Below are 26621 nucleotides of genomic sequence, written 5' to 3' on the forward strand. Positions count from 1 at the left end.
CCCCCCCCCCCACCACCGATATATTGCTGTACAGCGGCGGAAAATCTGCCAATTCCAGCGGCACCAGTTCACCTTTTGTCACCCAGGGTTTGGCCGCCAGTTCTGTGGAGGCCACCACGGTATTGGTGCTGGCAGCCAGTTGGTGCAGCAGGTGAATGTCGTCGCATTCCAGCGCCATGTTGGGCAGGTGGCGCCCGCTTTGGCCCAGCGCGCGGGCCAAGCCTATTTTCATGGCATCAGGCAACTTTACACTGGCCACTCCATATTCCCACGCTTGTTCAAATGTGCAGCGTTGCCCTGCCAAAGGGTGATTGCGGCAAACATACAGCCCGCCGTACTGGCGCATCAAGGGTTCAATGCCCAGGTAAGGGGCTTTGGTCAACTCGCCTGTGTCGGCTACAAAAAACTCAATGTCTTCTTGCAAGAGCATGCCTTGCAATTTGGCGGGGCTGGCCACTTCTGCGCGCAAGGCCACGGCAGGGTGGTGTAGCCGCATGTTTTTTACCACGGTGCTTAGCAAGGTAGCGCCGGGGAAGGGCCCCACCCCAAAGGCCAGTTTGCCCAGGGTGCCTTTTTGGTAAAGCTGCACATCGCGTTCAACCGAGCGGGCTTCCAGCAGCAGTTGTCTGGCCCGTTCAATCAAAAACTCCCCGGCGGGGGTGGGGCGTATCTCGCCCCCTTTGCGTTCGAACAGCAGCAAGTTGGTGTGCCGCTCTAGTGCTTGAATGCTACGGCTGAAGGCGGGCTGGCTGAGGTGTACTTTGCTGGCGGCCTTGGCAAAGTGCCGTGTGTCGGCCAGCGCCAATAGATGTTCAAGCTGATGAAGATTCATGGTGATGCAATTGCTGCATTAAAAACGTATTAATTATGCATTGGACGAATTGAATAAGCGAGGCTTATATTGAGTGCTCCAACCCGTACACGAGGCCAGCCATGGACGACCCTTTGCAATTTCAAAATGTGTTGATTGGCAGTGCAATTGCCGGCTACGGCTTGATGGAGTTTGTAAGTCGCCGTTACCAAAACACCGTGAATGCCAGCTCTAACGACCATTGGCTGGATGTATTGGTGTTCATCAGCGTGGTGGCTGTGTCGCAGCCCCTGGCCATTTTTACCACCGGCTGGGTGGGGCAGCAGTGGTTTGCACAGTGGCAGGGTGTTCTGGCCGATTGGCCTTGGTGGGGCATGGTTGCATTGCTTTTGCTGGGCGATGACCTCACCCAGTACTGGTGGCACAGGTTATCGCATTCGCCCTTGTTGTGGCCTTTGCACCGAGCGCATCACTCAGCGCAATACATGAGTGTGCGCATGACCTTCCGCAACAACTTTTTTTATTACCTCATGATGCCCGGATTGTGGATCGCAGGCAGCCTGATCTTTTTGGGCATTGGGCCCTGGGTGTATGCCTTTTACATGGGCGCCAAGCTGACGATTATTCTGGGTGCGCATTGTGCTTGGCGCTGGGATGAACCTCTGTACAGGGTAAAAGCCCTGCACCCCGTGATGTGGGTGGTGGAGCGGGTTATTTCAACGCCAGCCACCCATTGGGCGCACCATGCACTCACCAACAAAGACGGCATTGGCAATTACACCGGCAATTTTGGCAACATGCTGTTTTTTTGGGATGTGTTGTTTGGTACAGCGCACATCACGCGCAAATACCCTGAGCACATTGGTTTGATGGATGATCGAATTCACGGTCAAGAACACTGGGCTCACCAAATGTTTTTCCCAGTGCTGCAGTCACGCCGCGCGGACTCTGCCCTGCGCCCGGGCGGTGTGATTTACGATGAAAACAATCCTCAAACTTCAGAGCCCGCAATAAACCAAGCCTTATCCAGCGCAATCAAATCAAACTCATAGCGATAGTACACATAGCCTTGGGCGTGCAGGTCGCGTTCCAAGGCTGTGTTTTCTTCGTCGCTGAGGTTAACCACCTCCATGTTGATGATGGTGGGCCGAAATCGGGCAAAGTCCAGTTGCTTGAACACGGTGTAGTCGTAGCCTTCGGTGTCGATCTGAAAAACATCAATGCGCTCAAGCGAGTTGCGTTCAATCACCCGCATCAGCGGCAGGCACTGCACGTCTTCCACGGTCACATGCTGTTGGTGTTCGGCCAGTTTGGTTGGGCTGAAAGTGGACATGCCTTTTAACCAATCTGGTAGCTTGTGCTTGATGATGGTTTCTGGGCGAATGCGGTAGAGTTTTTTGGTTTCTGCGCGGTCGGTGATGGCCACGTTTTCAAACACCAAACCCTGGCAACCTGCATAGTTGTTGCGTGTGCGCTCCAGCATGTCCGGCAGGGGTTCGACCAGTACACCCTGCCAGCCAAACTGTTTCACAAAAGGGTGAATGGGGTCGTAGCTTACGCCATCCATGGCGCCCACCTGCAAAAAGCGGACTGGCTGCTTTTGTTGGCCAATTGCCAAAAATGCATCGCTGGGTCCGCTGTAGGGCTGTTGGCCGTGCCGATGTTGTAGCTCGCATTTGTAATCGGCGTATGCACCGGCGGCCTGTTTTTGGTTGGTGACCACCCAGGTGAGCGCAGCCTCGCCATGGTTGACGTCCATCAATGCAGCGGGTGCTGTGCTGGCAAACCGGGTGCCCCATCCGTGTTTGATGGATTCATGGTGGCAGGCACTCAAGGCGATTTGATCCAAAAACCAAAGGGCTTTGCCTTTGTTGAGGTTGTCTTCGATCATGGCCACAGCTTGGGCAATATAACGTTTGGCTGCGGGGGTGTTGTTGAGGTATACAAAACCGGCGGCCACATGCTCCCAAAAAGGCGCAGCGGGGGGCTGGCATACCATCACATCATGTTCTTCAGCCAGACTGCCGACTGTGCTTTGCCAAGGTTTGCGCCAAAGTGCATCGGCATCCATCAACACCACGGGCGTGTTTAGATATTCCAACATGGCCTGGGCCACCGCAAAGCGTCGGCAGGCAAAAGCAACAACCTTGGTGGGCGACTTTAAATCAATGTGCTCCTGGCTTGCGCTGATATGCAAGGCAGGGTATTGCTTGGCCAGGCAGTGCACTTGCTCTACAACGCTGGCGTTGGGGTTGTACAGGTGCAGGTGCAAATACAGCGCATGGGCGTTGGTGTCGGCCAGTGAATACACATGGGCCAAGGCGTGTTCGTAAAAATATTTGTTGTCGCAGGCCAATACCACCGTGGGTTTGGGCTCGCGAGCAAGGTCTGCCTCGATGACCCAGGTGTAGGCAAAGGCGGAAGCAGCTTGTGCTGGCTCGCTGGCCAGGCTTGCAAAATCCACGGGCTCATCGGGCAGGGCGCCAAGTTTGTACATGCAGGCCATGCTCATCAGCTTGATCAGCGAATTGTTTTGGTGGGCCCCCGAGTCCACCAATTTTAGTAAGTGGGGCAATGCTTCCTCGTAGCGTTCTTCCATGGTGTAGACCATGGCCGCTATTTGTTGAAGGTGAGCCGAGGTGTCGACCACTTGCGGATTTTTGTGCAGCAAGGCCATGGCCTCGTCGATTTCGCCCACCCGGTAAAGAATCTGAATGGCATTGATGAGGTATTTGGGGCTGGGTACTTTTTGCAGTACGCGCATTAAACCATCGCGAATGCCCTTGCCAAACGCCGCAGGCAGGGCGGTTTGCAGGCCTTGTCGATGTTTGTCCATGCACAAATGCGATTGCGCAATCAGCAACACCATTTGGCGCAAAGCAAGATCTTTGGCAGGTGGCAGGCCCGTTTGCATATTGTGCAGCGTTTCAGCGGCCAAGATGGGATCGCAGGCCTTGGCGTCGATGAGCGAAATTAAGGTGTCTTTGGGGGTTTTGCCAATTTCATCAAAAAAGTAGGTTTGCACCAGGCTGTCGCGGTAGTACTGGTGCATGGCACGGCTGCGTTTGAATTCGGTCACGAAGAGGCTCCTGCCTTGCATGTAAACGTTCACAATTTGTAAAAGACTAACCGGGCGATTGTGTAAACAATTGCCAAATAAGGGGGGCAATGTGAGCCCTGTGTGAGCGATTGCCTGGCTCATGACCCAAGCTGCGGGCCCCTGTTGAGAGCAAAGGGCTTGGTAAGCGGAAAAACGGGGGTTTTGTTAACTCTTATCTTTCTTTAGAGTTTACAAAAACAGCATACCCTGCAAACATTAGAAACACCCCAGCACGAGTTCGGCATCATGAAAGGCATCGTATTTACCGAGTTGTTCGACATGTTAGAAAGCGCCCACGGCGCCGACTTTGTGGACGACTTAATCGACAATTGTGACCTGCCCTCTGGTGGGGCCTACACGGCAGTGGGCACCTACGACTACTCAGAGATGGGGGCTTTGTTGCATGAGTTGTCCAGCATGTCTGGGCATTCGGTAAGTGCCTTGATGGAATTGTTTGGGGAACATCTTTTTGGGCGCTTTTATGCCTTGTACCCCAATTTTTTTGAGGGTATTTCTACCCCCATCGATTTTTTGGTGGATGTAGAAAAGGTGATTCACAAAGAGGTATTGAAGTTGTATCCCGATGCCGAACTGCCTAAGTTCACTGTATTGCAAAAGTCCGCTGATTCGCTTGACATGGCCTACCGCTCCAGCCGCGGCTTGGCCCACTTGGCCTTGGGGTTGATTCGGGGTTGCATGGCACATTACGGTGGGCAGGGCGAGGTGAGCATGCAGTCTGTCACCCCCAACGGAAAAGAGGCAGTTTTTTGCATCCGGATGGGCGCATGACCCAGGCCGATGCACTGGCGCGCCTTCAAAAGCGACTTGAGCGGGAGCGTTCGGCGCGCAAGCAGGCCGAGCAGTTGCTTGAGCAAAAAAGCCTGTCGCTTTATGAGAGCAACCAACACCTGGCCGCGCTTACGGAAAACCTTGAACAACAAGTTAAACAGCGCACGCAAGAGTTGTCGATGGCGCTGCAAAACTCCGAGGCGGGGGTGCGTGCCCAAAGACAGTTTTTGGCCATGATGAGCCACGAAATCCGTACACCCTTACACGGCATGCTTGGCTTGCTCGATTTGGTCTTGGGTTCAAATTTGAACCAATCACAAAAAGACCATGTAGAGACCATTCGTGCAAGTGGTTTGGCTTTGTTGCGCCTGCTCAACGATGTGCTGGAGCTTTCTAAAATAAAGTCAGAAGGGTTTGACCTGGAGAGCGAGCCCTTCTCCATGCGCAACCTGTTGCAGAGTTTGGTCAAGTTGTATCAGCCCTTGGCAGCGAGCAAACACCTGAAGCTGCATTATCAAGATGATCTGGATTTAAATTCCAATTTGATTGGCGATGAATCCCGCGTGCGGCAGGTGTTGTCAAATTTGTTGTCCAACGCCATTAAATTCACCGAGCAAGGGTATGTGCGTTTGTCAGTTCGCTGTGCACCTGTTGAAGGTGACCCCGGTGCTTGCACAGTGACGCTGGTGGTAGAAGACACCGGCATTGGCATTGCACCAGGGCAAATGCCGCGTTTGTTCAATGAGTTTGCACAAGCAGATACCAGCATTCACCGCCGATTTGGCGGCACTGGCCTTGGCTTGGTGATTGCCAAAAAGCTGATTGAAAGCATGGGGGGGCAGCTAACGGCCACCAGCCAGTTGGGTCAGGGCAGTGTGTTTACCATGACCTTGAATTTTAGGTGCGAGGCCACTCGCGCTGATGCGCAGGGCCAGCCGGGTTCAGCGGCTGATCAATCGGCACCACCCGTGTTGCCAGAGGATTTTCGGGTGCTGGTGGTTGACGACAATCAAGTCAACCGCATGTTGCTGGGTTCGTTTTTGCAGCGTGTGGGTGTGACTGCGCAATTTGCCTGCGACGGTCTGGAAGCTGTTGAATTTGTGAAGCACCACGGCCCTGTCGATTTGGTGTTTATGGACCTCATCATGCCCAACCTGGATGGCTTGGAGGCCACGGCGCAAATTCGTTTGCTGAATGGTGTCCAGCCCCGGGTGTGCGGGCTAAGTGCCAATGCATTCAAGGAAGATCAGCAAAAGTGCTTAAGCTCGGGCATGGACGACTTTCTGCACAAGCCCTTGTCGTTTGCTGGCTTTTGTAACTACATGCGGCAATTTACAAGCATCAAGGCCCCGAGCTAGGGGCCTTGGCCGCGCAGCTTTGTTAAAGCGGGCTTAACTCCAGGGGTTGCCTCGCTCAATAATGGCCTTCACGTGCCCAGCCTGTTGCAGCGCCCCGTAATTGTGGTGGCCTTGGGCCCCCAAGCGGCTGCTGCAGAACGCATCGCTAACCGCTTGTGGTGCATGGCGCACCAGCAAGCTGGCCTCAAAAGCCAAGGCCATTTGATCCACCAAGTGGCGGGCCATAAACTGAATTTCACTGGGGGTGGTGTTGTGCAAGTTGCCCAATTGCTTGGCCAGTTGCGCCATGTACTGGTCAAGCAAGGTATTGCCCCCTTTGGCTTTGAGCAACTCGGTTTGAAACGCCATTAATACGCTGGGGTCCTTGCCGACCGCGCGCAATACATCCAGGCATTGCACATTGCCACTGCCTTCCCAAATGGGGTTGATCACACTCTCGCGAAATAGCCGTGGGTAAATGGAATTCTCCATCACGCCGCTTCCACCGATGCATTCCATCACCTCATAGCTGTGTTGTGGAGCGCGCTTGCACACCCAGTATTTGCCCACAGCGGTGGCCAGTCGCATCAGTTTGGCTTCGTGTTCGTCTTGGTCTTTTAGATCGAGGGCGCGGGCCATGCGCATGGCAAATGCGATGGCGCCCTCGTACTCCAACTGCAGATCAGCCAGAACGTTTTGCATCAAGGGTTGGTCCACCAGCTTGGCGCCAAACGCCGCGCGTTGCCGGCAATGGTGAATGGCGTTGGCAACACCAGCACGCATTAAGCCTGCCGATGCGCCCATGCAGTCAAAGCGGGTCAGGCTGACCATCTCAATGATGGTGGGCACGCCGCGGCCTTCTTCCCCAATCAGCCAACCCTGCGCACCCCGAAATTCAACTTCGCTCGATGCATTGGATTTATTGCCCATTTTGTCTTTGAGGCGAATCACTTGCAGCGCATTTTTGGTGCCGTCGGGCAGCCAGCGCGGCACGGCAAAACACGATACTCCCGCTTTGGTTTGCGCCAAAATCAGGAATACATCGCACATGGGGGCCGATAAAAACCATTTGTGTCCCGTCAGTGAATACATTTCCCCAGGCCCGGCTTTGCCCACTGGAACCGCCTGGGTTGAATTGGCGCGAACATCGGATCCGCCTTGCTTCTCGGTCATGCCCATGCCCACTGTGATGGCCTGTTTCTCGTCGATTGGCAAGTTGCGCGGGTCATAACCACGCGCCAAAATCTTCGGCTCGAACATGGCCGCCACATTCGGCTGGGTGCGAAAGCTTGGAATGGATGCAAAGGTCATGGTGACGGGGCAACCGTGACCGGCCTCCACCTGGCTTTGTACAAAGGCTTTGGCGCCACGCACCACGTGGGCACCTTCCCGAGGGTGGGTCCAGGGTTGGCTGTGTATGCCTTCCTCAAGCGCGGTTTTCATGAGCGCGTGGTAGGCGGGGTGGTAACGCACCAGGTCTACCCGGTTGCCAAAGCGGTCGTGGGTGTCAAGCTCTGGTGGGTAACGGTTGGCCAGGTGGCCCAGTTCCAGGTATTCAGCTTGCCCGCAGCGCGCACCAAAGTCAGTCAGTTCTTGCTCGCCCCAAGCCCCGCCCTCGCGGCGCACGGCCTCGGCCAGTGCGGTGTCGCTGCTGTACAGGTTGTAGCCATTCAAATCGTTGGCCACGTTGGTGACTTGGTGGGTCTCGCCCAAGCGGGCTTGTTGCTGAAGTTCCTTGGCGCTGTTCACGGCTTTCTCCGGGCATGTTCAATAGTTACAACTATAGATCATATTTGTAATTAATGGTAATTATTTGCCCAAAGCCGACGATTGTTAACGCCTTGGCTTACAACCTGGCTCTATGCATGGCGCTTCTGGCTGGTGTGTGGTAGAAGTGGGAGTACATCATTCTGGAGAATCTCCATGAGCACCACCCACCAGGTCGAGATTGATTTGAACACACTCATGATGCTGGTCAACGAGGTGGTAAAAGAAGACCCGCTTGACTATGCCGATCTGCCGGTGGATGAACAGGCCCTTCGGCAGGCCTGCTGCATCGGTGCTCTGTCCATATTGCAGGATGCCTCAACATTTAAGGCAGAAGATCTTATTTACGTGCTGCTTAGCTCTATTGCCAAGTTGATTGAAGAAAATGTCCTGTTGCACGCGCAAAATATGGAGCGTGGCGAGCGCATACGAAGCGAGGTGGTTCAGGGCATTTTGGCCCGAGCCATGCGTGGCCCCAGGCATTAAAGTCCTCAACTTTGGTGCCCACCTGCCGTTAAGTATAGAAATGGAGGTGAAGTGAATGGACGTATCCCCGGCAGCCATGGTGTATGCCACCCTGCAAATGCAGCAGGCTCAGACCGCCCAACAGGGTCAAATTGCGGTGTTCAAAAAGGCCATGGATATTTCCTCTGAATCGGTTCTGCAACTGTTGAACTCAGTGCCTCCCGCACCTGCTCTGGCCACCTCTGGCAGTTTGGGTACGCGCTTGAACGTGTACGCCTAAAACCACTCTATTCAATCGCCTCGACATTCAACAGGGTAAATCCACCTGTATCCTCTGTTGGCACGCTTGGTATGCACAGTGCCAATTGAACGAGGAGAAAAAATTGAAGCAACTGCTCAAGTGCCTGATGGTGACGCTTTGGCTGTACAACGGGCTCGTTTACGCTGGTCGCCCTTTGGAAACTGACGATGCTGCGGTCAATGGGCACAACACCTGCCAGCTGGATTTCTGGAACGAAACCACCGCCAGCACTCGACAAGACAATTTCAACGGTGGTTGCAACTTTTTTGGGCCCAGTGAATTGTCACTTAGCCTGGGTGCCCGCCATGGCGATGCAGACGATGCGCATGTGAAGGGATTTGGGTACAAGCACATGGTGCGGGAATTCGATGACCATCGCGTGGGGTATGGTTTTGCAATCAGCACAAACAAAGATTACCTTCCGAGCCAGCAAAGCACCCGTGAATCCGTGGCCACTGGCATCGCGACTGTGCCCCTTGGCAGTGCTGATTGGCTCATGCACCTTAACCTGGGGTATTTGCGATTCAACGGGCTGAATGAAAAAGACGAACGACCTTTTGCAGCGGCAGCGTTGGACTATCAGTGGACCTCGCGGGTGGGTTTGTCCATTGAATCATTCAATGGTGCCGAAAGTAGCTTGTCTTGGCGATTGGGCGCGCGCTACGCCATCGTGCCCGATTTCTTTCAGATTGACGCGAGCTATGGCAGCGACTACGGGCAGTTCAGCGCCGCCCGTGCCTTCACCATTGGTATTGGAATAACACCTTCGTTTTAGCGATGGCATTTAGCCCGCAGCGCGAATGATCATCAACGCAGACACAACCAGGCAGATGCCGCCAAAAGACCATTTCAGCACATGTGTGGGCAGGTGTTTGCCAAGCTGCCTGCCCAGCAACATGCCCAGCATGGCCCCCAACGAAAACGTCAAACCCGTGTGCACCTGAAAAGTACCCGACATGGCGCTGTTGACGACCCCAGACAAAGACACCACCGCAATCACCGCCAGCGATGTAACCGTGACCGATTGCTGATGGATGTTGGTAAAGCGCTGGAGTGCCGGCACCAACACAAAGCCGCCACCCACACCCAGCAATCCCGACATTAAACCTGCCAGGCCACCAGAGCCAATCAGCGCGCGTGCACAGGGCCAGGTCCACACAAAACGGCCAGTGTCTGGGTTGAGCATGCACGGGCATGGGCTAACTGGCCCAGCTTGCGGAGCATCTAGCTCGGCCAGAGCCGTGTTTGCCCGGTGGCGGAACGCATTAAACGCCACCCACATCAGCACAAAAGCAAATAGAGCGCTTAACACTTGCCCGTTGCTCCGACCCGCCACCCAAAAACCCAGGGGTGAAGCACTGAGCCCCACCGTGCCCATCAGTAGCGCCGCCTTGTACCGCACTTGCCCGGCCCACAGGCCCAAACTGGTGCCCAGCAGGGCCGCAAGGCCAACAGCGAGCAGTGCAATCGGTGTGGCGACCTGCATTTCAAGCCCCATCGCATACACAAGCAAAGGCACAGCCAACACACCGCCGCCCGCGCCCGTCAGGCCCATGACGGTTCCAATCACAAGACCCAACAGCAATGGCAGCAGCCAGGTCATCTCAATGGCGAGCATGGCCTGTTGCCTCTTGAGCTGCAGCGAGGCGCTTGTGCGCGAACATGCGACAGCAGGCCAGTGTTTTGGGGAAAGAGATCAAAGAACAAATCCTAAATATGCATGAGTGATCATATTATAATATATATTCATCATTTGTACCTGTGTTCAAACCGAACGTTTTCCAAACCCCCGTGGAGGTCTCATGCTGTTTAGGCAATTGTTTGAACCTTTGTCCAGCACCTACACCTACCTGCTGGCCTGCGAACACACGGGTCAAGCCATTTTGGTGGACCCAGTGGTCTCAGCCATGGATCGGGATGTGGCCTTGCTTCGGGAATTGGGCTTGCGGCTGGCCTATACCTTGGATACCCATATCCACGCCGATCACATCACTTCTGCCTTGGAACTTAAACGGAAACTGGGCAGCAAAATTGCTGCACCAGCGTTTGACAGGCTGCCGTGCACAGACCTGCCCGTGGAAGAGGGCCAAGCGATTGAGCTGGGCGAATTAACCCTGCACCCCTTGCACACGCCTGGCCACACCGATGGACATTTTGCCTACCGGCTTGAGGACCGCGTGCTCACGGGCGATGCCTTGTTGATCGATGGGTGTGGACGCACCGATTTTCAGAACGGCAGTGCAGAGGACCTATACAACAGCGTGCATCAAAAGCTGTTTACCCTGCCTGAAGACACCTTGGTGTATCCGGGTCACGATTACCAGAACAGGCGAGTTTCAACGATTGCCCAAGAGAAAAACCGCAATCCCCGATTGGGCGGTCAAATTGAACTGGATGAATTCAAAGCCATCATGGCCGGTTTGAATTTACCCTACCCAAAATTTATTGATCATGCCGTACCCGGCAACAGGGCCTGTGGCGTTTGCCCGGGCCATTTGCCCGAAGAGTTACAGGCCTATTGCCAGCAAATAAACGAAACTCCACAAGGTTGAAAGAATAGCTGTGCTCAAGACTGAGCTAGCAGGTTATGCTTGCAAGGTTAAAACCAAAAAGAGATAACCATGCTGTTGAACCACGAGTCCAGCCAACTGGTGTTGGTGGATTATCAAGAAAAATTAATGCCCGCCATTGCGGATGGTGAGTCTGTATTAAAAAACGCTCGCACATTGGCCACATTGGCTAAAAAAATGCGTGTGCCAGTATATGGCACCGAACACATGCCCGACAAAATCGGAAAATTCGATTCCGTCTTGGCTTTGTTGTGCAAAGCAACCATGCGCAAAACTCAATTTAGTGCATGCCCAGAAGGTTTGATCGACTTAATCAGCCCCAAAGCGCCCAGTGGTAATGCCAGAAGCATGCCCAAGCATTTGCAAAAAGCACCGCCCCAGAATGAGCGACCCAGCATTGTCATTGCAGGTGTAGAGGCGCATGTTTGTCTGCTTCAAACCGCGCTCGATTTGTTGGACCAGGACATGGAAGTATGGGTGGTGACCGATGCATGTGGCTCTAGAACAGATCGCAATAGAGACGCTGCTTTTGATCGTTTGGCCGGGAATGGAGCGGAATTGGTTACCACTGAAATGGTGGTATTTGAGTGGTTAGAAGGTGCAGAAAATGAGCACTTTAAATTTGCATTGGATTTGATTAAATAAATAGTGTTAATTGGCGGTTAAATGTTTATTTCCAATTAAAAGCCGAACTATAATCGGTTTCGTTATTAACCATGCTCAAGAAAATTATGAAAAAATTAAATCTGGCCGTCATGAGTGCTTCGGAACTTCAGCAATTGAAGGCCGACATCGACAAAGAACTTTCTGACCGCAGCGCCAAGCTGCAGGCCATCGAAGAAGTAAAAAAACTGGCCGCATCCAAAGGGCTGAAGCTTGAAGAACTGCTCGCTGAGCTTGGCGGTGCTGCCAAACCCAAAGGCAAGCGCGAATTGGGGCCAGCCCCAGTGCGTTACCGTCACCCCAAAGACCCCACACAAACCTGGTCTGGGCGTGGCAAGCGTCCCAACTGGATGAAAGAGGCGATTGCGGCTGGGTTTACAGAAGCGCAGATGAAAGTCTAAGTTTCATTGTCTTTCGCTTGCTCTTTGAAGCCAGCAGGTCCATGCCCCTTTGCGACGGCCAATCTGTATTTCCCTCACTGAGCCTCGCCTGAACTGAGGCCCGCCCTCCAAAACTGAAGGTCGGGTCGGGCCTCTGCCCCTAATGGGGGCACCGTTCATTCTTGGCACGGTCGGGCAGATTGTCCTGAAGGTCGCTGCAGGGGCATTGGCCCCTGCTGGCTTCTGGGCAAGCGAAGGGGCTGGGGTGGCACAGGCCGCGCAGGCCGATTCAGGGCAGCCCGCCCGGTTTGGCCCACACCGAGGGGCCGAGGCGTGTTTCCCCGCCAAGCCCCGCTTGGCGGGAAATCGAATCGGATGCAATGGCGACATTTTCGCCTTGCATGCCCCCTCGGAAGGGACAAGAAGGGATTAACGGGCTGATCCCAGGCCTAGCGACCTGTGCCAACCCGGCTCCAACGCGGCCCCAACACGCTGCGCAAAAACACTCGCAAGGGCTGCCCCAGGCCCAGTGGCTTGTGCCAAACCCGGCACCAAAACGCTGCGCATTCAAAGAAGCGATGCTAAATGGCCCTGTAACCAGTACCAACCTGACACCAAGCTACTGCGCCCGAATGACAAAGCCCCCCGGCGCCTTGTCCGCAAAGTCATTCAAGCGAATGCACGCCTGCCCGGCAGGCAAGGCACACAAGGTCCAGTTGTCGGGTGTCGCTTGTGAATTGGCCAAGGCGATGGACTGCAAGCGCAGGGTCGATTGGGGTTTCCATTGGTACCAGCCATCCACCCGCTTGGCATGTGGAGCTGGGTCAATGCCCGCGCCACTGCCCTTGACCTTCACCAAGGTGGCTTGAAGCTCAAGGGTGTGGGTGATTTGGTAGTGCTCGACCCAAGTGGTTTTTTCAACGGAATGGGTCCATTGCAGGCTGAATGTGGTGGTGTTCAGGCAGCCCAGCAGCAAGGCCGCGCTGCTGAACACACACACGCTGGCCATGGATTAGGCGGCCTGCATTTTGCCGAGGCTCGCCCGGTGCTTGCGCCACACCAGCAGAAGAAACACCGCCGACAGCGCAAAGCCAATTTCGTCCGTGATGGGCAGCGCAGCAATCAGGGTAAACGAGCCAGCCATGGCCAGTGCCCGCAACCACATGGGCAGGGGGCTACCCAGGTAACCGATTACGGCGGCTCCCCACAGGGCAATGGCCAGCATGGTTTTAAACACGATGTACATCACTGCCGGGATGTAGCCCCAAGCTTGCGCCAGTGGACCGCCATCCTGCAGCATGAGCGAAGGCGTGTACACCGCCATGTACGGAATCACAAAGCCTGCTGCTGCAATTTTAATGGCCTGCAGTGAGATGGTCAGCCCACGTTCTTTGGCGATGGGGGCCGCCGCAAAACAGGCCAGCGCCACGGGCGGGGTGAGGTCGGCCAAAATGCCGAAATAAAACACGAACATGTGGCTCACAATGAGCGGCACACCCAATTGTTCCAACGCGGGGCCAGCAATGCTGGAGGTGATGATGTAGTTGGGAATGGGGGGAATGCCCATGCCCAGCACCAGGCAGGTGAGCATGGTGAGCACCAGCGACAGGAACAGGCTGTTTTCGCCCACGCTCACCACATACTGCCCAAAGGTATTGGCAGCGCCGGTGAGGGTCATGGTGCCAATGATGATGCCCACCACCGCACAGGCCACACCCACGGGAAGGGCGGCTTTGGCGCCTTCGGCCAGGGAGTCGCGGCAGGCGGCCAGAGTTTCACGCCCGCCTTTGCGCAGGGCATTCACGGCGATCAAAGCCAAAATGGCCCCTGCAATCACCCAAATGCCAAACTGCAAAAATGCAGCGCAGACCACGCCCAAGCCCATCCAGAACAGAATACGGATCACCATATTGGGCAGGCCAATGGCAATGGAAGCGCCCAAAATAAGCACCACAGTAAATGCCAGGCCCACGGTGCCAGCAAACAGCGGGGTGTAGCCACCCACCAGCAACCACACCAAAGCCGCCAGAGGCAGCACCAAATACCACTGGTCTTTCACGGCTTTCCAGGGGGAGGGAAGGTCTTTTTTGGACATGCCCACCAGGTTGTGTTTGCCTGCCTCCAGGTGCACCATCCAGAACGCGCCAAAAAAATACAGCACCGCTGGGATGATGGCGGCTTTGACGATTTCTGAATACGGCACGCCCAGGGTTTCGGCCATGATGAAGGCCACCGCCCCCATCACGGGTGGCATCAGTTGCCCACCCATGGAAGAAGTGGCTTCTACGCCCCCTGCAAACGATGCACGGTAGCCAAAACGCTTCATGAGGGGAATGGTGAACTGCCCTGTCGTAACCACGTTGGCCACCCCAGAACCCGAAATGGTGCCCATGAACGCTGACGACACCACCGCCACCTTGGCGGCACCGCCCTTGGCATGGCCGACCAAACCGAGCGCAAAATCGGTGAACAGCTTGATCATGCCGGCCTTTTCAAGAAAGGCGCCAAACAGGATGAACAGAAAAATATACGAGGCCGATACGTAAGTTGGAATGCCGTAAATGCCCTCGGTGCCATAGGCCATGTGCTCAACCACTTGGCTGAAGTCGTAGCCGCGGTGGTCAAAAGGCGCAGGCAAGTATTGCCCAAACAGGCAATAGGCGAAAAAGCTTCCACAAATAATGGGAAGGGCCGGGCCCATCAAAAGCCATGTGGCCAAAAACACGGTGGCCAGGGCGATCACGCCCATGTAAATGTCCAGCTCGCTGGGGTCCCCGGCACGCAACAGCAAAGGCTCGTATTCAATCCACTGGTAGGCAGCCACGGCCACCGCACTGGCGGCTAGGGCCCAACCCAACAACTTGAACACCGGGTTTTTTTGCATGGCCACCAAAGGAAAGGTGAGCAGCAGCAAAAAGCCGACGTGACAGGCCCGTTGCACTTGGCTGGGCAAATCAAAGAGGTGGGCTGCAGTGGCAATTTGAAAAGCCGAAAACACCACGGCAATCCAGAAAAGCAGACGCCCTTCAAAAGACTGCGTAAAACCTGCTGCGGTGGGGTCGTGAAAACCAGCTGAAGAGCTTTGTTCTTGCGCGTGACTTGAGGACATATGGACAAAAAGCCCACTGGGGGGCTTGTTCAGGGTTGGTTTTGAAAGACGCCACACCCCGCACGGGCAGGGTGTGGCACCGTTGGCAGCTGTGCCTGGTGAATTACTTGATCAGCCCTTTTTCTTTGTAGTAGCGCTCTGCACCGGGGTGCAGCGGTACTGGCATGCCTTGCAGGGCGTTTTCAAACTTGATCGCCTCGGCGGCTTTGTGGGCCGAACGCAGCGCGGCCAGGTTCTCCCACAGCAGCTTGGTCATTTGGTAGGCAGTTTCGTCTGACACATCGGAGTGCGTGATCAGAAAGTTCACGATGGCCGCGGTGGGCACGTCTTTGTCTTGGCCCTGATAGGTGCCCGCGGGAATCACGCCCGGCACGTAGGGAGCGCCAAGCTTTTTGACCACCTCAGGAGGCACAGCCACCATGGTGACGGGCAGCGACGTGGACAGGTCTTTCAAGGAGGCCACGCCCAGGCCGGCAGATTGCAGGGTGGCGTCGAGTTGGCGGTTCTTGATGAGTTCAACCGACTCGGCGTAGGGCAGGTATTCAGTTTTGCCGAGGTCTTTGTAGCTCATGCCCGCAGCGCCCAGAATGGCACGGGCGTTCAGTTCTGTACCGGATTTTGGCGCACCCACCGACAGGCCTTTGCCTTTCAAGTCGGCCAGGCTTTTGATGCCTGAGCTGTTGGAAGCCACGATTTGAACGTAGTTGGGGTAAATGGCGGCAATGCCGCGCAGCTTGTTCAGTGGCTTGGCAAAGCCGGCTTCCTGGTCGCCTTCCCAAGCCAGCTTGACTGAGTCACCCAGAGAAATGCCCAACTCGCCACGGCCTTGCTGCAACAGGTTGAGGTTTTCTACGGAGGCTTTGGTGGCCTGCACTTGGGTGCGGGCACCTTTGATGTTGTCTGCATACACTTTGGACAAAGCCACGCCAATTGGGTAATAAATGCCAGACGTACCGCCAGTTAAAATGTTAATGAACTCGGCTTTGGCTGGTGTAGCGGCCAGGGCCAGGCTGGTAACGGCGGCTGCCAAAAAGACCTTTTTTGCTTTGAAAAGCATCATCGAATCTTCCTCCTGAGAAGTGTTGTCATGTGTTGTGGTTGTGGGTCTGAATATCCATGACTTCGATTGCGCTTGCAAGCCGATGCGCGCCAAATGCCTTGAAAATACGGGAAAATACGCATGAAAACGGGCTAGGGTTAGCCCTTAATCCGATGGGGTTAGCGCTTGTCGAAATTGGGAGGAATTTTTCCCAAGCCGTGGCTCCATGCCCAAAAAGCCAGTTCAAAGTCGGTGTTCACCCCCAACTTTTGGCGAATCTGTGAAAGGTTGTTGCTCACGGTTTTTGTGCTGATGCCCAAACCCGCTGCAGCCTGTTCGATGGTGTTGCCTTCGGCCAGCAGGCGCACCACCTCCACTTCACGCGGGGTGAGGGCGCTTGGCAGCTGAGGTCCCATCGCGGGGCCGTTAACCTGGCCGGGCAAGCCTGAGTTGGCCTCAACCAATAGCGTGCTGTCCAAGCCTTGCGCCACGATGTCTTTGGAGACATGTTTTTGGCCGGACAAGACCTTGCGAAGCCCAAGCACCAGCTCTTCGGGGTCACTTGATTTTGTCACGTAGCCATTGGCTCCCTGCTCGAAGGCTTTGCTGGCGATCACGGGGCTGTCGTGCATGGAAAGCACCACGATGGGCAACTTCGGCCAATGTATTTTTACCCGGCGAATTAGCTCAAGTCCGCTCTGGCCGGGCATGCTGATGTCCAACACCAAGGCATCGCAAGGGGTCGATTTAAGCAGCGCAAACGCCTCGTCTGCGTTGCCGCCTTCGCCGACCACTTTCAGGTCATGCTCCGAATCAATAAACCTGCGGTAACCGGAACGAACTGCCGCATGGTCATCAATCAACACAATGCACGATTCAATGGGCATGGTGGCTGGGCTCCTCGGTGTCGGGTGTGGCGGGTACGCGGCAATTCAATCGAAAAACTGGGCTGTCCAATTGCCAGTCGACCAAGCCGCCCAAAGCAACCAAACGCTCACGAATTCCATTCAGGCCCAAAGAGGGGGTCACTGGGGCAGAGGTTTGCAACCCATCGTTTTCGACGATCAAAATAAATTGCATGGCTTGCGGATCAAACCCGGCCAACACCTTGACTCGTTTGGCCTTCGCGTGCCGCGCCACATTGGTGAGAGCCTCTTGCAGGCTTCGGTACAGCGCAATTCGTGCTTCGCTGGTGATGTCAATGGGTTTGCTGTCCCAAGCGAAATCGACAAACCACCCGTGCCGCTTGGCCCACGTGTCCAGCAGGTCCAAGGCGGCGTCTCGCAAAGACACCTCCAGCAACAGGTGGGGCTTGAGTTCTCGCAAAGAACTTCTTAGCCAGGTCATCATCTGTGTGGCCTGTTCATGAACGGCCCTTGCTGCCTCTTGCGTGTGGCTGCTGGTGTTTTTGACCAAAAAAGCCGAGTTGACAGAAATCGAGGTCAGGCTTTGGCCAAAATAATCGTGCAGGTCTTGAGCAATGGTTTGCCGCTCGCGTTCCTGCAATTCCATCACGTGGCGCAGTAATTCACGGCTTTTGTTTTGCTCCTGCTCCAGGGTGATCAGCAATTGCTGAACGCTTTGTGCGATGTGGTTGAGCTCTTCCAATGCAAAGCCTGGCGGGGCACTTGCTGGTTTGCGCGGCCCGTCCTGGTGCTGCTGTTCCTCCTGTTGCAGCCATGTCACCAGTTGATTGAGGGGCCTGTTCAGGCTGGGGCGCAGGGTCAGCCAAACCACCACACCGCTGCCCAGTGCCATTAGCACGAGCATGAGCGCGATGGTTAGCAACTCACGTTTGGTTTCCCCGCGCTCTTGTTGGGCTTTGTTTTCTGCAAGTTGCTCGCGAAAGCGTTGCAGGGCCAGGTTGTTCATTGGGGCATTTTGCTTCAGCGCCGTGTGAAGTTCCTCAACCAAGGTGTTGGCTGATTGGTATTCGGTGGCCACATCGAGCCGACCCATGGCAAACACAATGCCGATGCACAGGGCTGCCCACACGCCCAGCCACAGCAAAAGCCGCCTTACCAACAATTGACCCAAGCGAATTGTTTTCACCTGCAAAGCCTTTCTAAAAGGGTTGTCTCACTGTGCATGAGTTTAATCAGGATCTGAAGCACCCCAGCGCAATTCGGGAAAACTTCCCTAGTGTGTAGGGCATGCCGCATCAGATCATCGTTAAAAACCACGCCCGGGCTGGCCAATGGTGGTTGGCGTGCAGAGCAGCCTGCGGTGTGGTGTTGAGGGTTTTAAAAATTTCAACGCGATTATTTCTAAAAGGTTTTCAGGCATGTCTACATCACCCCGTCGCGCAATCATTAGGGCTTGCTCTGTGCCCGTGCTGCTGTGCTCGTTTGCTCCTTCGGTTTTGGCTCAAGCCCTGCAAGAGGTGCAGGTTATTTCAACCACGCCGTTGCCGGGGGCGGCCATCTCCAAAGACAAGGCTCCCTTTAGCGTTAAAGAGGTGAATGATCTAAATCGAGACAGTGACAGGGAGTCTTTGTCTTCCAGTTTGTTTCGTGGAATCAGCGGAACCCAGATCACGGAAAACCAGGGCAATCCTTATCAAGCCGATCTCACCTACCGCGGGTTTTCTGTGACGCCTCTGTTGGGCACGCCACCGGGCTTGTCGGTCTATGTGGATGGCGTTCGGCAAAACGAGACCTTTGGCGACGTGGTGCGGTTTGATGCGATCCCGCAGTCGGCCCTCAAAGAGGTGGCGGTGCTGCCGGGTACTTTGCCCCAGTTTGGCTTGAACAGCTTGGGCGGGGCCATTGTGATGCAAACCAAAAGTGGCCGTGATTTTCAGGGGCGTCAGTTGGACCTGGAGGTGGGTGACTATGGACGAAAGCGAATTGGCTTTCAGCAAGGCGGTGTCGATGAAAGTACGCAGCAAGACTATTACTTGAACCTCAACCACTTTGACGAAAAAGGCTGGCGGGTTTTGTCCCCGAGCACGGTGACCCAGTTTTTCGGCAAAGCGGGAATGACTGGCAGCGATACCGTGGCCCACGTCAGTTTGAATCTGTATGGATCGGACCTCAATGGCAATGGCGTGGTGCCGCGCAGCCTGTATGAACAAAACAGGGCGCAGTCCTACACCTATGTGGACAACACGAAAAACTCGGGTGGCCAACTGGCCTTTGATTTTTCGCGCTATTTTGATGACGGCAATTCATTGTCGGCCAATGCTTACTACAGAAGCTCCAGGTCACGCACTTTCAACGGCGATGGCAATGAAAACGAAGACTACCGCTTTGGCGTGGCCGAGTTTGAGCCGGACCGAACAGAGATCGAGATGCGGCCCGGCATTGTGTACAACCAAAATTGCAGTGCTCCTCGAGCAACTCCCTATGCCCCGGGCACTGTGACCTTCGAAGAAGGGGACCCGGCTGCCATTGATCCCGATTCAGCCGATTGCCCTGGTGCCAATAACTACGGGCTGTTGCAGCAGGATTTGTTGGGTTTGAGCATGCAGTATGCATTGGCCCCGATGGGCGCACACACCCTGGCTGTGGGCGCGCAGGCTGAGTTTGGCCGCTCCGACTTCAGGCGTGAATATGCATTGGGCGTGTTCAACCCTGACCGCACGGTGAGGGAACTGCATCGGCGAATTGAGCAGGTTAATGTTCAGGCCAACAACCGCCAGTTTGGTCTTTATGCACAAGATGTGATTGCCTTGAATGAGCAAACCACCTTGCTGTTGGCGGGGCGGTACAACCATGCCACTGTGAAAACGGGTGATCGCTTGGCCATTCCACTCATCAACGAGGAGGGAGAGTCTGGCCCAGGTTTGAACAACAACTACACCTACCGAAGATTCAATCCTTCCTTTGGAGTGTCTTTTGCTCCCAGCCAGAATAGGACTTGGTACGCCAGTGCTGGCACCAGCAACCGCGTGCCTACCCCGGTGGAATTGGCCTGTTCAGACCCGGAATTCCCCTGCTTGTTGCCCAATGCAATGGCGGCAGACCCATTTCTGGAACAGGTGATTACCACCACTGTGGAGGGGGGCTACCGCAGCCGCTGGCAGCAGGGAGCCAGCCAATATGGTTTTTCTGTGAATTTGTTTTCTGCGGACAACAAGAACGACATTATTTTTGTCACCGATGGTGCAGGCTCAGGCGGGTTTTTCCAGAACTACGGTAAAACAAGGCGCCAGGGTCTTGAACTGGATTTTGAGGCCGAGCAGGGGCGATTTGACTTTGCTGCGCGCTATCAGTATCTGGATGCAACCTTCCGCAGTTCGGCCCGCTTGGCCAGCGAAGGCAATAGCAGTGCCACAGACACCAGTGGCAACCCCGCGGTGGAAGGCGGCTTTATTCAAGTGCAACCGGGCAATCGCCTGCCGGGTATTTCAAAGCACAACTTAAAATTGTCATTGGGCGTGAAGGCGGCAGAGTCGACGCTGCTGTTTGTGGATATGCAGGCACAAAGCGAGCAGTTTGCGCGGGGCAACGAAAACAACCAGCACCAGGCCGGCACGGTCAACATTCCAGGGCAAGGGCCTGTGACTTTTCAAGACAATGGCAAGGTACCCGGCTTTGCGGTCTTTAACTTGGGGGCCAACCACCGCATCAGCAAGCAAGTCACTCTGATCGCAAGACTGAACAACGTCTTTGATCGTGAATATTTCAACGGCGGGGTGTTGGGCGGCAACCTGTTTGACACCAATGGCCAGCTTGTTGAGGAAGAAGACGACATCACTTATGAAACGTTCCTTGCGCCGGGCATGCCCCGTTCGGCATGGCTGGGAATGAGTATTCGATTTTGATGTGGCCGCACAATCGGCTATGCTCTTGGGGTTTTCCATAGGGCAAGGTTGATTCATGCGGTTTGGTCGTGCTGTGCGTTTTGTGTTGCTGGGTTGCTTGGCCTGGGCGTCTTCTCCTGCCACGCAGGCTTGGGCCAGCGAAGATTGCTGGCTACAACACCGCGCCACTGTGTATGAATGGATGTGCGCGCACCGTCATTTGCCCGCGTCCGGGCGCGAGTTTGCACTGGGCGTGTTGGTGGTTGATTCGCCCAAGGCGGTGATGGTGGTGGATTCTGGCGCCACGGCGGTGGTTGGCGAGGCACTGGCGCGTGATGTTCGCCAACGGTTTGGTGCAAAGCCGCTGTGGATCCTGAATACCCAACCCAAACCTGAACATGTGCTGGGCAACATCGGGTTTCGCGATGTGTTCCGCGACACCCTGAAACCCGAGGAAAGTTTTGCACAGCGCATTGTGGCGGGCAAATTAACGTCTGACCTCATGGCCAAGCGCTGCCCCGAATGCATCAGCAAATTTGCCCAGCGCATGGGTGCAGCGCAGGTTGCGGGCACCTTGCCTGTTGTTCCGCTTCGAATATTGCGGGCCGAGTCTGGCCACTTGGGTGCGCTAAACCCGGATTGGGTGGGTTGGAAATACCGCCTGCACAAAAACATTGAAACCGAAGAGGCGCTGGTACTCAACAACCGCGAGTTAAATATTCGCTGGGTGGGTTCGGCGGTACAAGACCGTGCGGTGCCCGATTTGTACGATGGTGATGTGGTGGCCCGCATTGATTTTTTGCATCGGCTGCTGGTGCGTGGTCGCGCAGAAGAAACCTTGATGACCTCGTTTGGGGTACTGGGGCGCGACGCGGTTAAGCGCAACCTGGATTATTTTGTGGACCTTCATCGCAGTGTGCTGGTGGGCTTGGAGCAAGGTGTGAGCGAGGTGGAGTTGATTCGGCAACTGAGTGAACCTTTGCAGAATGCGCAGCCAAGCCAGGGGCAGGGCGTGTACCTCGACCCCGATGCAGCGCAGGCTCGCGCCCGTGCGCTGGAAACCCATCAACTGAACATTCAACGCGTGTACCGACAAACTGAGCCTTTGGTGTTTTAAACGGGCTGGAATGGGCTTTGCTTTTAAGCCTTGAGTGGCAGAGCTTGTTCTGCCGCGCTCTGGTTGAGTGTTGCACTTTGCAACACCCCAAGCCCCAAAGGATCGGTTGAATTTTGCAATCCAAGCTGCCCCACACCTTGTTCTTAAACTGGCTTTTGCTGCTCACGCTGATTGTGTTTGCTCTGGCCGTGTGCTGGGCTTATGGCTTGATGCAATGGGTGGTTGCCAGCGACTCCACCCGCATTTGCCTGGTGATCCTTTTTGCCTTTGCTTTGGGCAGTGGCCTGGCGGGTTGGCGAAGTGTTTATTTATCCAGACAAATCCAGTATTTCTTTCAAATTCAAGCTGGGGCGCGTGGCTTTGCCCCCGGGCAATCCATTTGCTTCGATTACCTGGCTCATCAAAACCCGGTGGTGCACGCCAGCGAAAGTGGCTTGCTTGCAGAGGTGTTGGCTGAGCGGGCGCGTGGCACACACACCGTGGGTTGGTTTATCACGGGGCTGATGATCAAGCTCGGTTTGTTGGGCACCGTGGTGGGGTTCATCATGATGCTCAGCAGCTTGGAGGGCCTGGAGCAGCTGGATATTTCGGACATCAAAACCCTGATGCAGCAAATGACCCAAGGCATGGGTGTGGCCATGAACACCACACTGGTGGGATTGAGCACCAGCATATTGCTGGGTTTGCAGTATTTGTTGTTGGATCGCCACGCCGACCGCTTAATTGCCGATACCGTGGCGTTTGCCCATCGGCATGTGGCCGGTGACCTTAGCCTTCAGCCCGGGCGGGAGTGAGCACGCGGCATGGCCTTGTTCAAGCACACCAGCACCTTTGAATTGGACCCTTTTACAGACCTCATTTTTAATGCGCTTCTGATTTTTACCTTTTTGTTTTTAATGGCCTTGTTGCTGTTAAACCCACCGGCCAAAAGCGGCATCATTGACCCCAAGGCCGAGTTTTTGGTCACGGTGAGTTGGCCCGACAACGACCCCAACGACATCGATATTTGGGCGGCAGGACCAGGCTCTCGCCAAGTGTGGTACATGCGCCCCCAAGATGGCTTGATGCACATTGACCGGGACGACCGAGGCCTGGCCAACGACACTCAAGAGGTCGATGGCAAAACCATTGTGAATCCGCTTAACCAAGAAGTGCTCACCATTCGCGGCAGGCCACCGGGCGAATACATCGTGAACTTGCACTACTACAAAACAGAAAACAAACAGCCAGTGCCCGTGAATGTGTACGTGGCGGAGGTCAATCCCAAGTTGAAGGTGTTGCACTACGGCACCACAACCCTTGGCCAGCAGGGCGATGAAGTCACCGCTGTGCGGTTTACCATCGACCCCGATGGCCGGGTGGGCAATATCAATCAAATCAACAAATCCATTGTGAAGGCAGAGCAGCCATGAATGAGGTTTTAATGGCATTAACCATCGCCTATGTGTTTTTAGCCGCCTTGCTGCTGCTGGTGCTGGTGTATAGCCGTTTGCGCTTGGGCTTGAAGTTTGCGCTGGTGTTGGTGGCGGGGGCGTTTTATTGGGTGAGTTTTCAGGGTTGGCAAAATGCACAGGGCTGGCCCAGCGCCACCGCCTTGCCAGAGCGTTTTTTGTTGCACTTTGTGATTGTGGAAGAACCCGACGAGCGTGAAGGCACGGCCGGTCAATTTTATGTGTGGGCCACGAGCCTGGCCGGTAACCAGCCATACAGCACGCCACGGGCCCATATGTTGCCTTACGACAAAGGTTTGCATGTGAAGTTTGATGCGGCCATGCGTGAAATGCGAAATGGCAACCTGCAAATTGGTGAGGTGGGTGGGGATTTGCATGACCCCGCTGCCACACGCGACAACACCCGCATTGCCGATAAAAAAGTTGACATTGAATTCACCGATTTGCCCGACCCCCAACTGCCGGAGAAATAAGCATGATGAAACCGCGTGCATGGTGCGGGGCCGGTTTTGCATGGCTCATCGCCTCGTTGCTTACGGCCTGCTCGGCCCAGGCCCCGGGCGAGTTGTTTCCGCTTCAGCAAGGTCAGCGTTGGGATTACCGCTTGCAGTACGACATGCCCAATGGCAAGCGAAAGGAGACCTTGCACATCGAGGCGCTGGGCGAAGCGTCTTTTTATGGGCCGGACGGTCAGCAAGTGCAGGGGCATGTGCGGCAAACCAGCCAGGGCACCGATTATTTCATCAGCAAGCGCGACGATGGTTATTACCGCGTGGGCAAGCGGGTGGTGGTGCAACACAAACCCGTGGCCGATGCCCAAGCCCGCATGGTGTTGCCACGCGGCAAAAACCTGCGCGTGGGATACACCTGGACGCTTGAAACGAGCCCCTATGTGTTGCACTGGATGCCACCCTTTGACCAAGCCAATGCAAGTATTAAACCGTTTGACATGGTGTACCAGGTGGTGGGCATCAGCGAGACGGTTCAAACCCCTCTGGGCATTTTTGAGAACTGTGTAAAAGTGCATGGCGAGGGCACGCTTGTGTTTTATGCTGACGCCAGTGCAGGCTACCAAGAGGTGTTGGTGAACCACACAGAATGGTATGCCCCCGGTGTGGGGCTGGTGAAATTGTTGCGCGAAGAGCCCCTGAACACCGACATCATGAAGGGCGGGAAGGTGGAAATGTTGCTGGTGGCTCACCAGCGCTAAAAACCTTTTACTTGGCGTGCAGGCCTTCCACCACCAGATCGCAAAAACGCTCGCGTTTGCTGTTATTGGCGCTCACCGTGCAATGTTCGATCAACACCTGGTCGCCCACCAGGCTGTGCGACCGCACGCGGTCTGCGTACAAAAGAATTTCTTCGGTGTCCAGGCTGAACTTGGAGTCCAGGTCCATTTGGTTGAGGTCGGGTCTGCGCCAACTCACCGTGAACAAGGGCTGATTGTTTAACACCTCGCCTGTTTGCGTATTCTGCAGTTCGGTGACGGCTTTTACCGACAGGGTGGGGTGGCTGTTGAACTCGGCCGTGTAATAACGCTTCATGTCGCGCATGATGTTGTAGGCATCTGTGGCAAACAGGTTCACGATGCGGTTGCGGGTGACAAAGGTTAGTTCTTCGCTGTTCAAACCCGTGATTTCAACAATATTGCCGTTGGCCAGTTTTTCCATGGAATCGGGGGCAGGGGCGCTGCAGGCAGCCAGGGCCAGCGCCAGCAAAGCAATCGGTGCGGCCTTCTGTGGGCGCATGGGCAGGTCTCCAATGTTTTTAGCCTGGGCCACAGTATAGCTGCAGGGGGCCAAGCGTCGGGGGCTTGCCCTTAAGCCACAGACAGTTCTTTTTCAACGTAGTGGCCCGCCATGTCGGCCAGGCCCTGCGCCAGGTCATCAAAGCTGAAACCCGGGTTGGGGTGATTCAAGTAACGGATCATGGTGGACATGCCACTGTTGATAAAAATGTACGCCACGGTTTGCAGCTTGTTCAGTTGCAATATTTCTGGGTGGGCAATGGCGTGTTGAACAAACAAATCCGCCAACGCCCGGTACACCGCACCAAAGGGCACATGCCGCTCCATCAAGGCCGATTCGCGAGCGCAGCGCAGGTATAGCTCATTGTCTTTCCTTAAAAATTCAGCCGTGCTGGCAATCAACTGGTAGACGGCATCGCGTAGCGGAATCCGAACAAGGTGAGGGGTTTGCTCTTGAATCAGGTTCACCAACTCTTGGGCAAAGCGCTGACCCATGGCCTTGAATATGGCCTCCTTGTTCTCGAAGTATTCATAGATTGAACCCACCCCCACCCCGGCATATTCCGCAATTTGGCGGGTGGTGGCGCCCTGTGCGCCATGCTTGGCCAGGGCGATGAATGAGGCTTGAACAATGGAGTCCACGGTGAGTTGCGCGCGGCTTTGTTTGGGTTGTCTGGTCATGAAATTATCCGAATTGAATCCGATCAAACGTTCGTTTTAATATTACATTGTTCAATGTAACAATCAATAAGGGTATCGAATGTTTTGGCAAAAAATTTCCAAAGGGGCCAATGCGGTGGTCACCGGTGCCGGCAGTGGCATTGGCCGTGCCTTCGCGCGGGAAATTGTTCGCCGTGGCGGGCAGGTGGTGTGTGCAGACATCTGCCTTGAGCGGGCCGAAGAAACCGTTCAACTCATCATGGATGAGGTGGCAGGCAAGTTGAAAAACCCGGATTTGGTGTTTGTTCCCAAAGCCTGGGCAGTGAAATGCGATGTAAGCCAGTTGAGCGATGTGGAACAACTGGCCGAACAGGCCGAGAAGTATTTGGGCGGCAGCCGTGAGGCCAGCGCCATCGATTTGGTGGTGAACAACGCAGGCGTGGGCGCCGGTGGATTGCCCATCGGCCAAACCCCCATGGACGACTGGCACTGGGTGCTGGGTGTCAACCTGTGGGGCGTGATTCACGGTTGCCATGTGTTTGCACCACGCTTAAGGCAGCGCGCCAGG

The 26621-nt window shown here is 55.1% G+C and carries 27 protein-coding genes; 16 read left to right on the forward strand and 11 right to left on the reverse strand.

Annotated features, from left to right (window positions below; all coding sequences use genetic code 11):
• The coding region (locus ACEQU8_RS09040; RefSeq protein ID WP_370263057.1) for a LysR family transcriptional regulator at positions 1-832 on the reverse strand (832 nt) is incomplete at its 3' end.
• A gap of 101 nt (positions 833-933) precedes the next feature.
• Here ACEQU8_RS09040 and ACEQU8_RS09045 point away from each other — a divergent pair.
• On the forward strand, positions 934-1863 hold the full coding sequence (locus ACEQU8_RS09045; protein ID WP_370263059.1) for a sterol desaturase family protein: 930 nt from the start codon (positions 934-936) through the stop codon (positions 1861-1863).
• Here ACEQU8_RS09045 and ACEQU8_RS09050 read toward each other — a convergent pair.
• On the reverse strand, positions 1803-3890 hold the full coding sequence (locus ACEQU8_RS09050) for an FkbM family methyltransferase (protein ID WP_370263060.1): 2088 nt from the start codon (positions 3888-3890) through the stop codon (positions 1803-1805). The two genes, ACEQU8_RS09045 and ACEQU8_RS09050, sit on opposite strands and share 61 nt — an antisense overlap.
• Before the next feature lie 267 nt (positions 3891-4157).
• Here ACEQU8_RS09050 and ACEQU8_RS09055 point away from each other — a divergent pair, with 267 nt between their 5' ends.
• Together ACEQU8_RS09055 and ACEQU8_RS09060 are read left to right on the forward strand one after the other, a co-directional pair.
• Complete coding sequence (locus tag ACEQU8_RS09055; RefSeq protein WP_370263062.1) at positions 4158-4700, forward strand: heme NO-binding domain-containing protein; 543 nt, start codon at positions 4158-4160, stop codon at positions 4698-4700.
• Positions 4697-6058, forward strand: a complete 1362-nt coding sequence (locus ACEQU8_RS09060; RefSeq protein WP_370263064.1) for an ATP-binding protein — start codon at positions 4697-4699, stop codon at positions 6056-6058. The genes ACEQU8_RS09055 and ACEQU8_RS09060 overlap by 4 nt, the downstream gene beginning before the upstream one ends.
• A gap of 33 nt (positions 6059-6091) precedes the next feature.
• Here ACEQU8_RS09060 and ACEQU8_RS09065 read toward each other — a convergent pair whose 3' ends face one another.
• Complete coding sequence (locus ACEQU8_RS09065) at positions 6092-7786, reverse strand: acyl-CoA dehydrogenase family protein (protein WP_370263066.1); 1695 nt, start codon at positions 7784-7786, stop codon at positions 6092-6094.
• 174 nt (positions 7787-7960) lie between these two features.
• Here ACEQU8_RS09065 and ACEQU8_RS09070 point away from each other — a divergent pair, with 174 nt between their 5' ends.
• From ACEQU8_RS09070 to ACEQU8_RS09080, 3 genes are all read left to right on the forward strand, one after another.
• A complete protein-coding gene (locus ACEQU8_RS09070) occupies positions 7961-8290 on the forward strand; it encodes a hypothetical protein (protein ID WP_370263067.1) in 330 nt (109 codons plus the stop codon).
• A gap of 55 nt (positions 8291-8345) precedes the next feature.
• Positions 8346-8549, forward strand: coding sequence for a putative motility protein (locus ACEQU8_RS09075; protein ID WP_370263068.1), 204 nt, complete (start codon positions 8346-8348; stop codon positions 8547-8549).
• Between the two features lie 103 nt (positions 8550-8652).
• On the forward strand, positions 8653-9345 hold the full coding sequence (locus tag ACEQU8_RS09080; RefSeq protein WP_370263069.1) for a hypothetical protein: 693 nt from the start codon (positions 8653-8655) through the stop codon (positions 9343-9345).
• Positions 9346-9354: 9 nt separating this feature from the next.
• On the opposite strand, the gene ACEQU8_RS09085 is transcribed toward ACEQU8_RS09080, so the two are convergent.
• On the reverse strand, positions 9355-10188 hold the full coding sequence (locus ACEQU8_RS09085) for a sulfite exporter TauE/SafE family protein (RefSeq protein WP_370263070.1): 834 nt from the start codon (positions 10186-10188) through the stop codon (positions 9355-9357).
• A 184-nt stretch (positions 10189-10372) separates the two neighbouring features.
• Between ACEQU8_RS09085 and ACEQU8_RS09090 the strand changes: the two genes are divergently transcribed.
• The 3 genes from ACEQU8_RS09090 (at position 10373) to ACEQU8_RS09100 (ending at position 12204) form a co-directional block, all read left to right on the forward strand.
• Complete coding sequence (locus ACEQU8_RS09090) at positions 10373-11122, forward strand: MBL fold metallo-hydrolase (RefSeq protein ID WP_370263071.1); 750 nt, start codon at positions 10373-10375, stop codon at positions 11120-11122.
• A 69-nt stretch (positions 11123-11191) separates the two neighbouring features.
• Complete coding sequence (locus ACEQU8_RS09095) at positions 11192-11785, forward strand: isochorismatase family protein (protein WP_370263072.1); 594 nt, start codon at positions 11192-11194, stop codon at positions 11783-11785.
• A gap of 86 nt (positions 11786-11871) precedes the next feature.
• Entirely contained in the window at positions 11872-12204 is a 333-nt protein-coding gene (locus ACEQU8_RS09100; protein ID WP_370263073.1) for an H-NS family nucleoid-associated regulatory protein, read from the forward strand.
• Positions 12205-12802: 598 nt separating this feature from the next.
• On the opposite strand, the gene ACEQU8_RS09105 is transcribed toward ACEQU8_RS09100, so the two are convergent.
• The 5 genes from ACEQU8_RS09105 to ACEQU8_RS09125 all read right to left on the reverse strand — a co-directional run bounded on the left by ACEQU8_RS09105 (position 12803) and on the right by ACEQU8_RS09125 (position 18383).
• Positions 12803-13192, reverse strand: a complete 390-nt coding sequence (locus tag ACEQU8_RS09105; protein WP_370263074.1) for a DUF1850 domain-containing protein — start codon at positions 13190-13192, stop codon at positions 12803-12805.
• A 3-nt stretch (positions 13193-13195) separates the two neighbouring features.
• Positions 13196-15292 carry a TRAP transporter permease gene (locus ACEQU8_RS09110; protein ID WP_370263075.1) on the reverse strand — a complete coding sequence of 699 codons (2097 nt, stop codon included), beginning with the start codon at positions 15290-15292 and terminating at the stop codon, positions 13196-13198.
• Between the two features lie 103 nt (positions 15293-15395).
• Positions 15396-16352 (reverse strand): TAXI family TRAP transporter solute-binding subunit, encoded by a 957-nt coding sequence (locus tag ACEQU8_RS09115; RefSeq protein ID WP_370263076.1) that lies wholly within the window; start codon positions 16350-16352, stop codon positions 15396-15398.
• Positions 16353-16510: 158 nt separating this feature from the next.
• Complete coding sequence (locus ACEQU8_RS09120; RefSeq protein WP_370263077.1) at positions 16511-17218, reverse strand: response regulator; 708 nt, start codon at positions 17216-17218, stop codon at positions 16511-16513.
• Entirely contained in the window at positions 17208-18383 is a 1176-nt protein-coding gene (locus tag ACEQU8_RS09125) for a sensor histidine kinase (RefSeq protein WP_370263078.1), read from the reverse strand. The genes ACEQU8_RS09120 and ACEQU8_RS09125 overlap by 11 nt, the downstream gene beginning before the upstream one ends.
• A gap of 232 nt (positions 18384-18615) precedes the next feature.
• Between ACEQU8_RS09125 and ACEQU8_RS09130 the strand changes: the two genes are divergently transcribed.
• The 6 genes from ACEQU8_RS09130 to ACEQU8_RS09155 all read left to right on the forward strand — a co-directional run bounded on the left by ACEQU8_RS09130 (position 18616) and on the right by ACEQU8_RS09155 (position 24856).
• Complete coding sequence (locus ACEQU8_RS09130) at positions 18616-21099, forward strand: TonB-dependent receptor (protein WP_370263080.1); 2484 nt, start codon at positions 18616-18618, stop codon at positions 21097-21099.
• Between the two features lie 55 nt (positions 21100-21154).
• Positions 21155-22195 carry a hypothetical protein gene (locus tag ACEQU8_RS09135; protein ID WP_370263082.1) on the forward strand — a complete coding sequence of 347 codons (1041 nt, stop codon included), beginning with the start codon at positions 21155-21157 and terminating at the stop codon, positions 22193-22195.
• Between the two features lie 113 nt (positions 22196-22308).
• Entirely contained in the window at positions 22309-22989 is a 681-nt protein-coding gene (locus ACEQU8_RS09140; RefSeq protein WP_370263084.1) for a MotA/TolQ/ExbB proton channel family protein, read from the forward strand.
• Positions 22990-22998: 9 nt separating this feature from the next.
• Positions 22999-23607 (forward strand): hypothetical protein, encoded by a 609-nt coding sequence (locus tag ACEQU8_RS09145; RefSeq protein WP_370263086.1) that lies wholly within the window; start codon positions 22999-23001, stop codon positions 23605-23607.
• Entirely contained in the window at positions 23604-24119 is a 516-nt protein-coding gene (locus ACEQU8_RS09150) for a hypothetical protein (RefSeq protein ID WP_370263087.1), read from the forward strand. The genes ACEQU8_RS09145 and ACEQU8_RS09150 overlap by 4 nt, the downstream gene beginning before the upstream one ends.
• A 2-nt stretch (positions 24120-24121) precedes the next feature.
• Entirely contained in the window at positions 24122-24856 is a 735-nt protein-coding gene (locus tag ACEQU8_RS09155; RefSeq protein ID WP_370263089.1) for a hypothetical protein, read from the forward strand.
• A 7-nt stretch (positions 24857-24863) separates the two neighbouring features.
• Here ACEQU8_RS09155 and ACEQU8_RS09160 read toward each other — a convergent pair whose 3' ends face one another.
• Entirely contained in the window at positions 24864-25394 is a 531-nt protein-coding gene (locus ACEQU8_RS09160; protein ID WP_370263090.1) for a hypothetical protein, read from the reverse strand.
• Positions 25395-25465: 71 nt separating this feature from the next.
• On the reverse strand, positions 25466-26074 hold the full coding sequence (locus ACEQU8_RS09165) for a TetR/AcrR family transcriptional regulator (RefSeq protein WP_370263091.1): 609 nt from the start codon (positions 26072-26074) through the stop codon (positions 25466-25468).
• A 79-nt stretch (positions 26075-26153) separates the two neighbouring features.
• Between ACEQU8_RS09165 and ACEQU8_RS09170 the strand changes: the two genes are divergently transcribed.
• The coding region (locus tag ACEQU8_RS09170; protein ID WP_370263092.1) for an SDR family NAD(P)-dependent oxidoreductase at positions 26154-26621 on the forward strand (468 nt) is incomplete at its 3' end.

The organism is Limnobacter sp. (assembly GCF_964228395.1).
Taxonomy (GTDB): domain Bacteria; phylum Pseudomonadota; class Gammaproteobacteria; order Burkholderiales; family Burkholderiaceae_B; genus Limnobacter.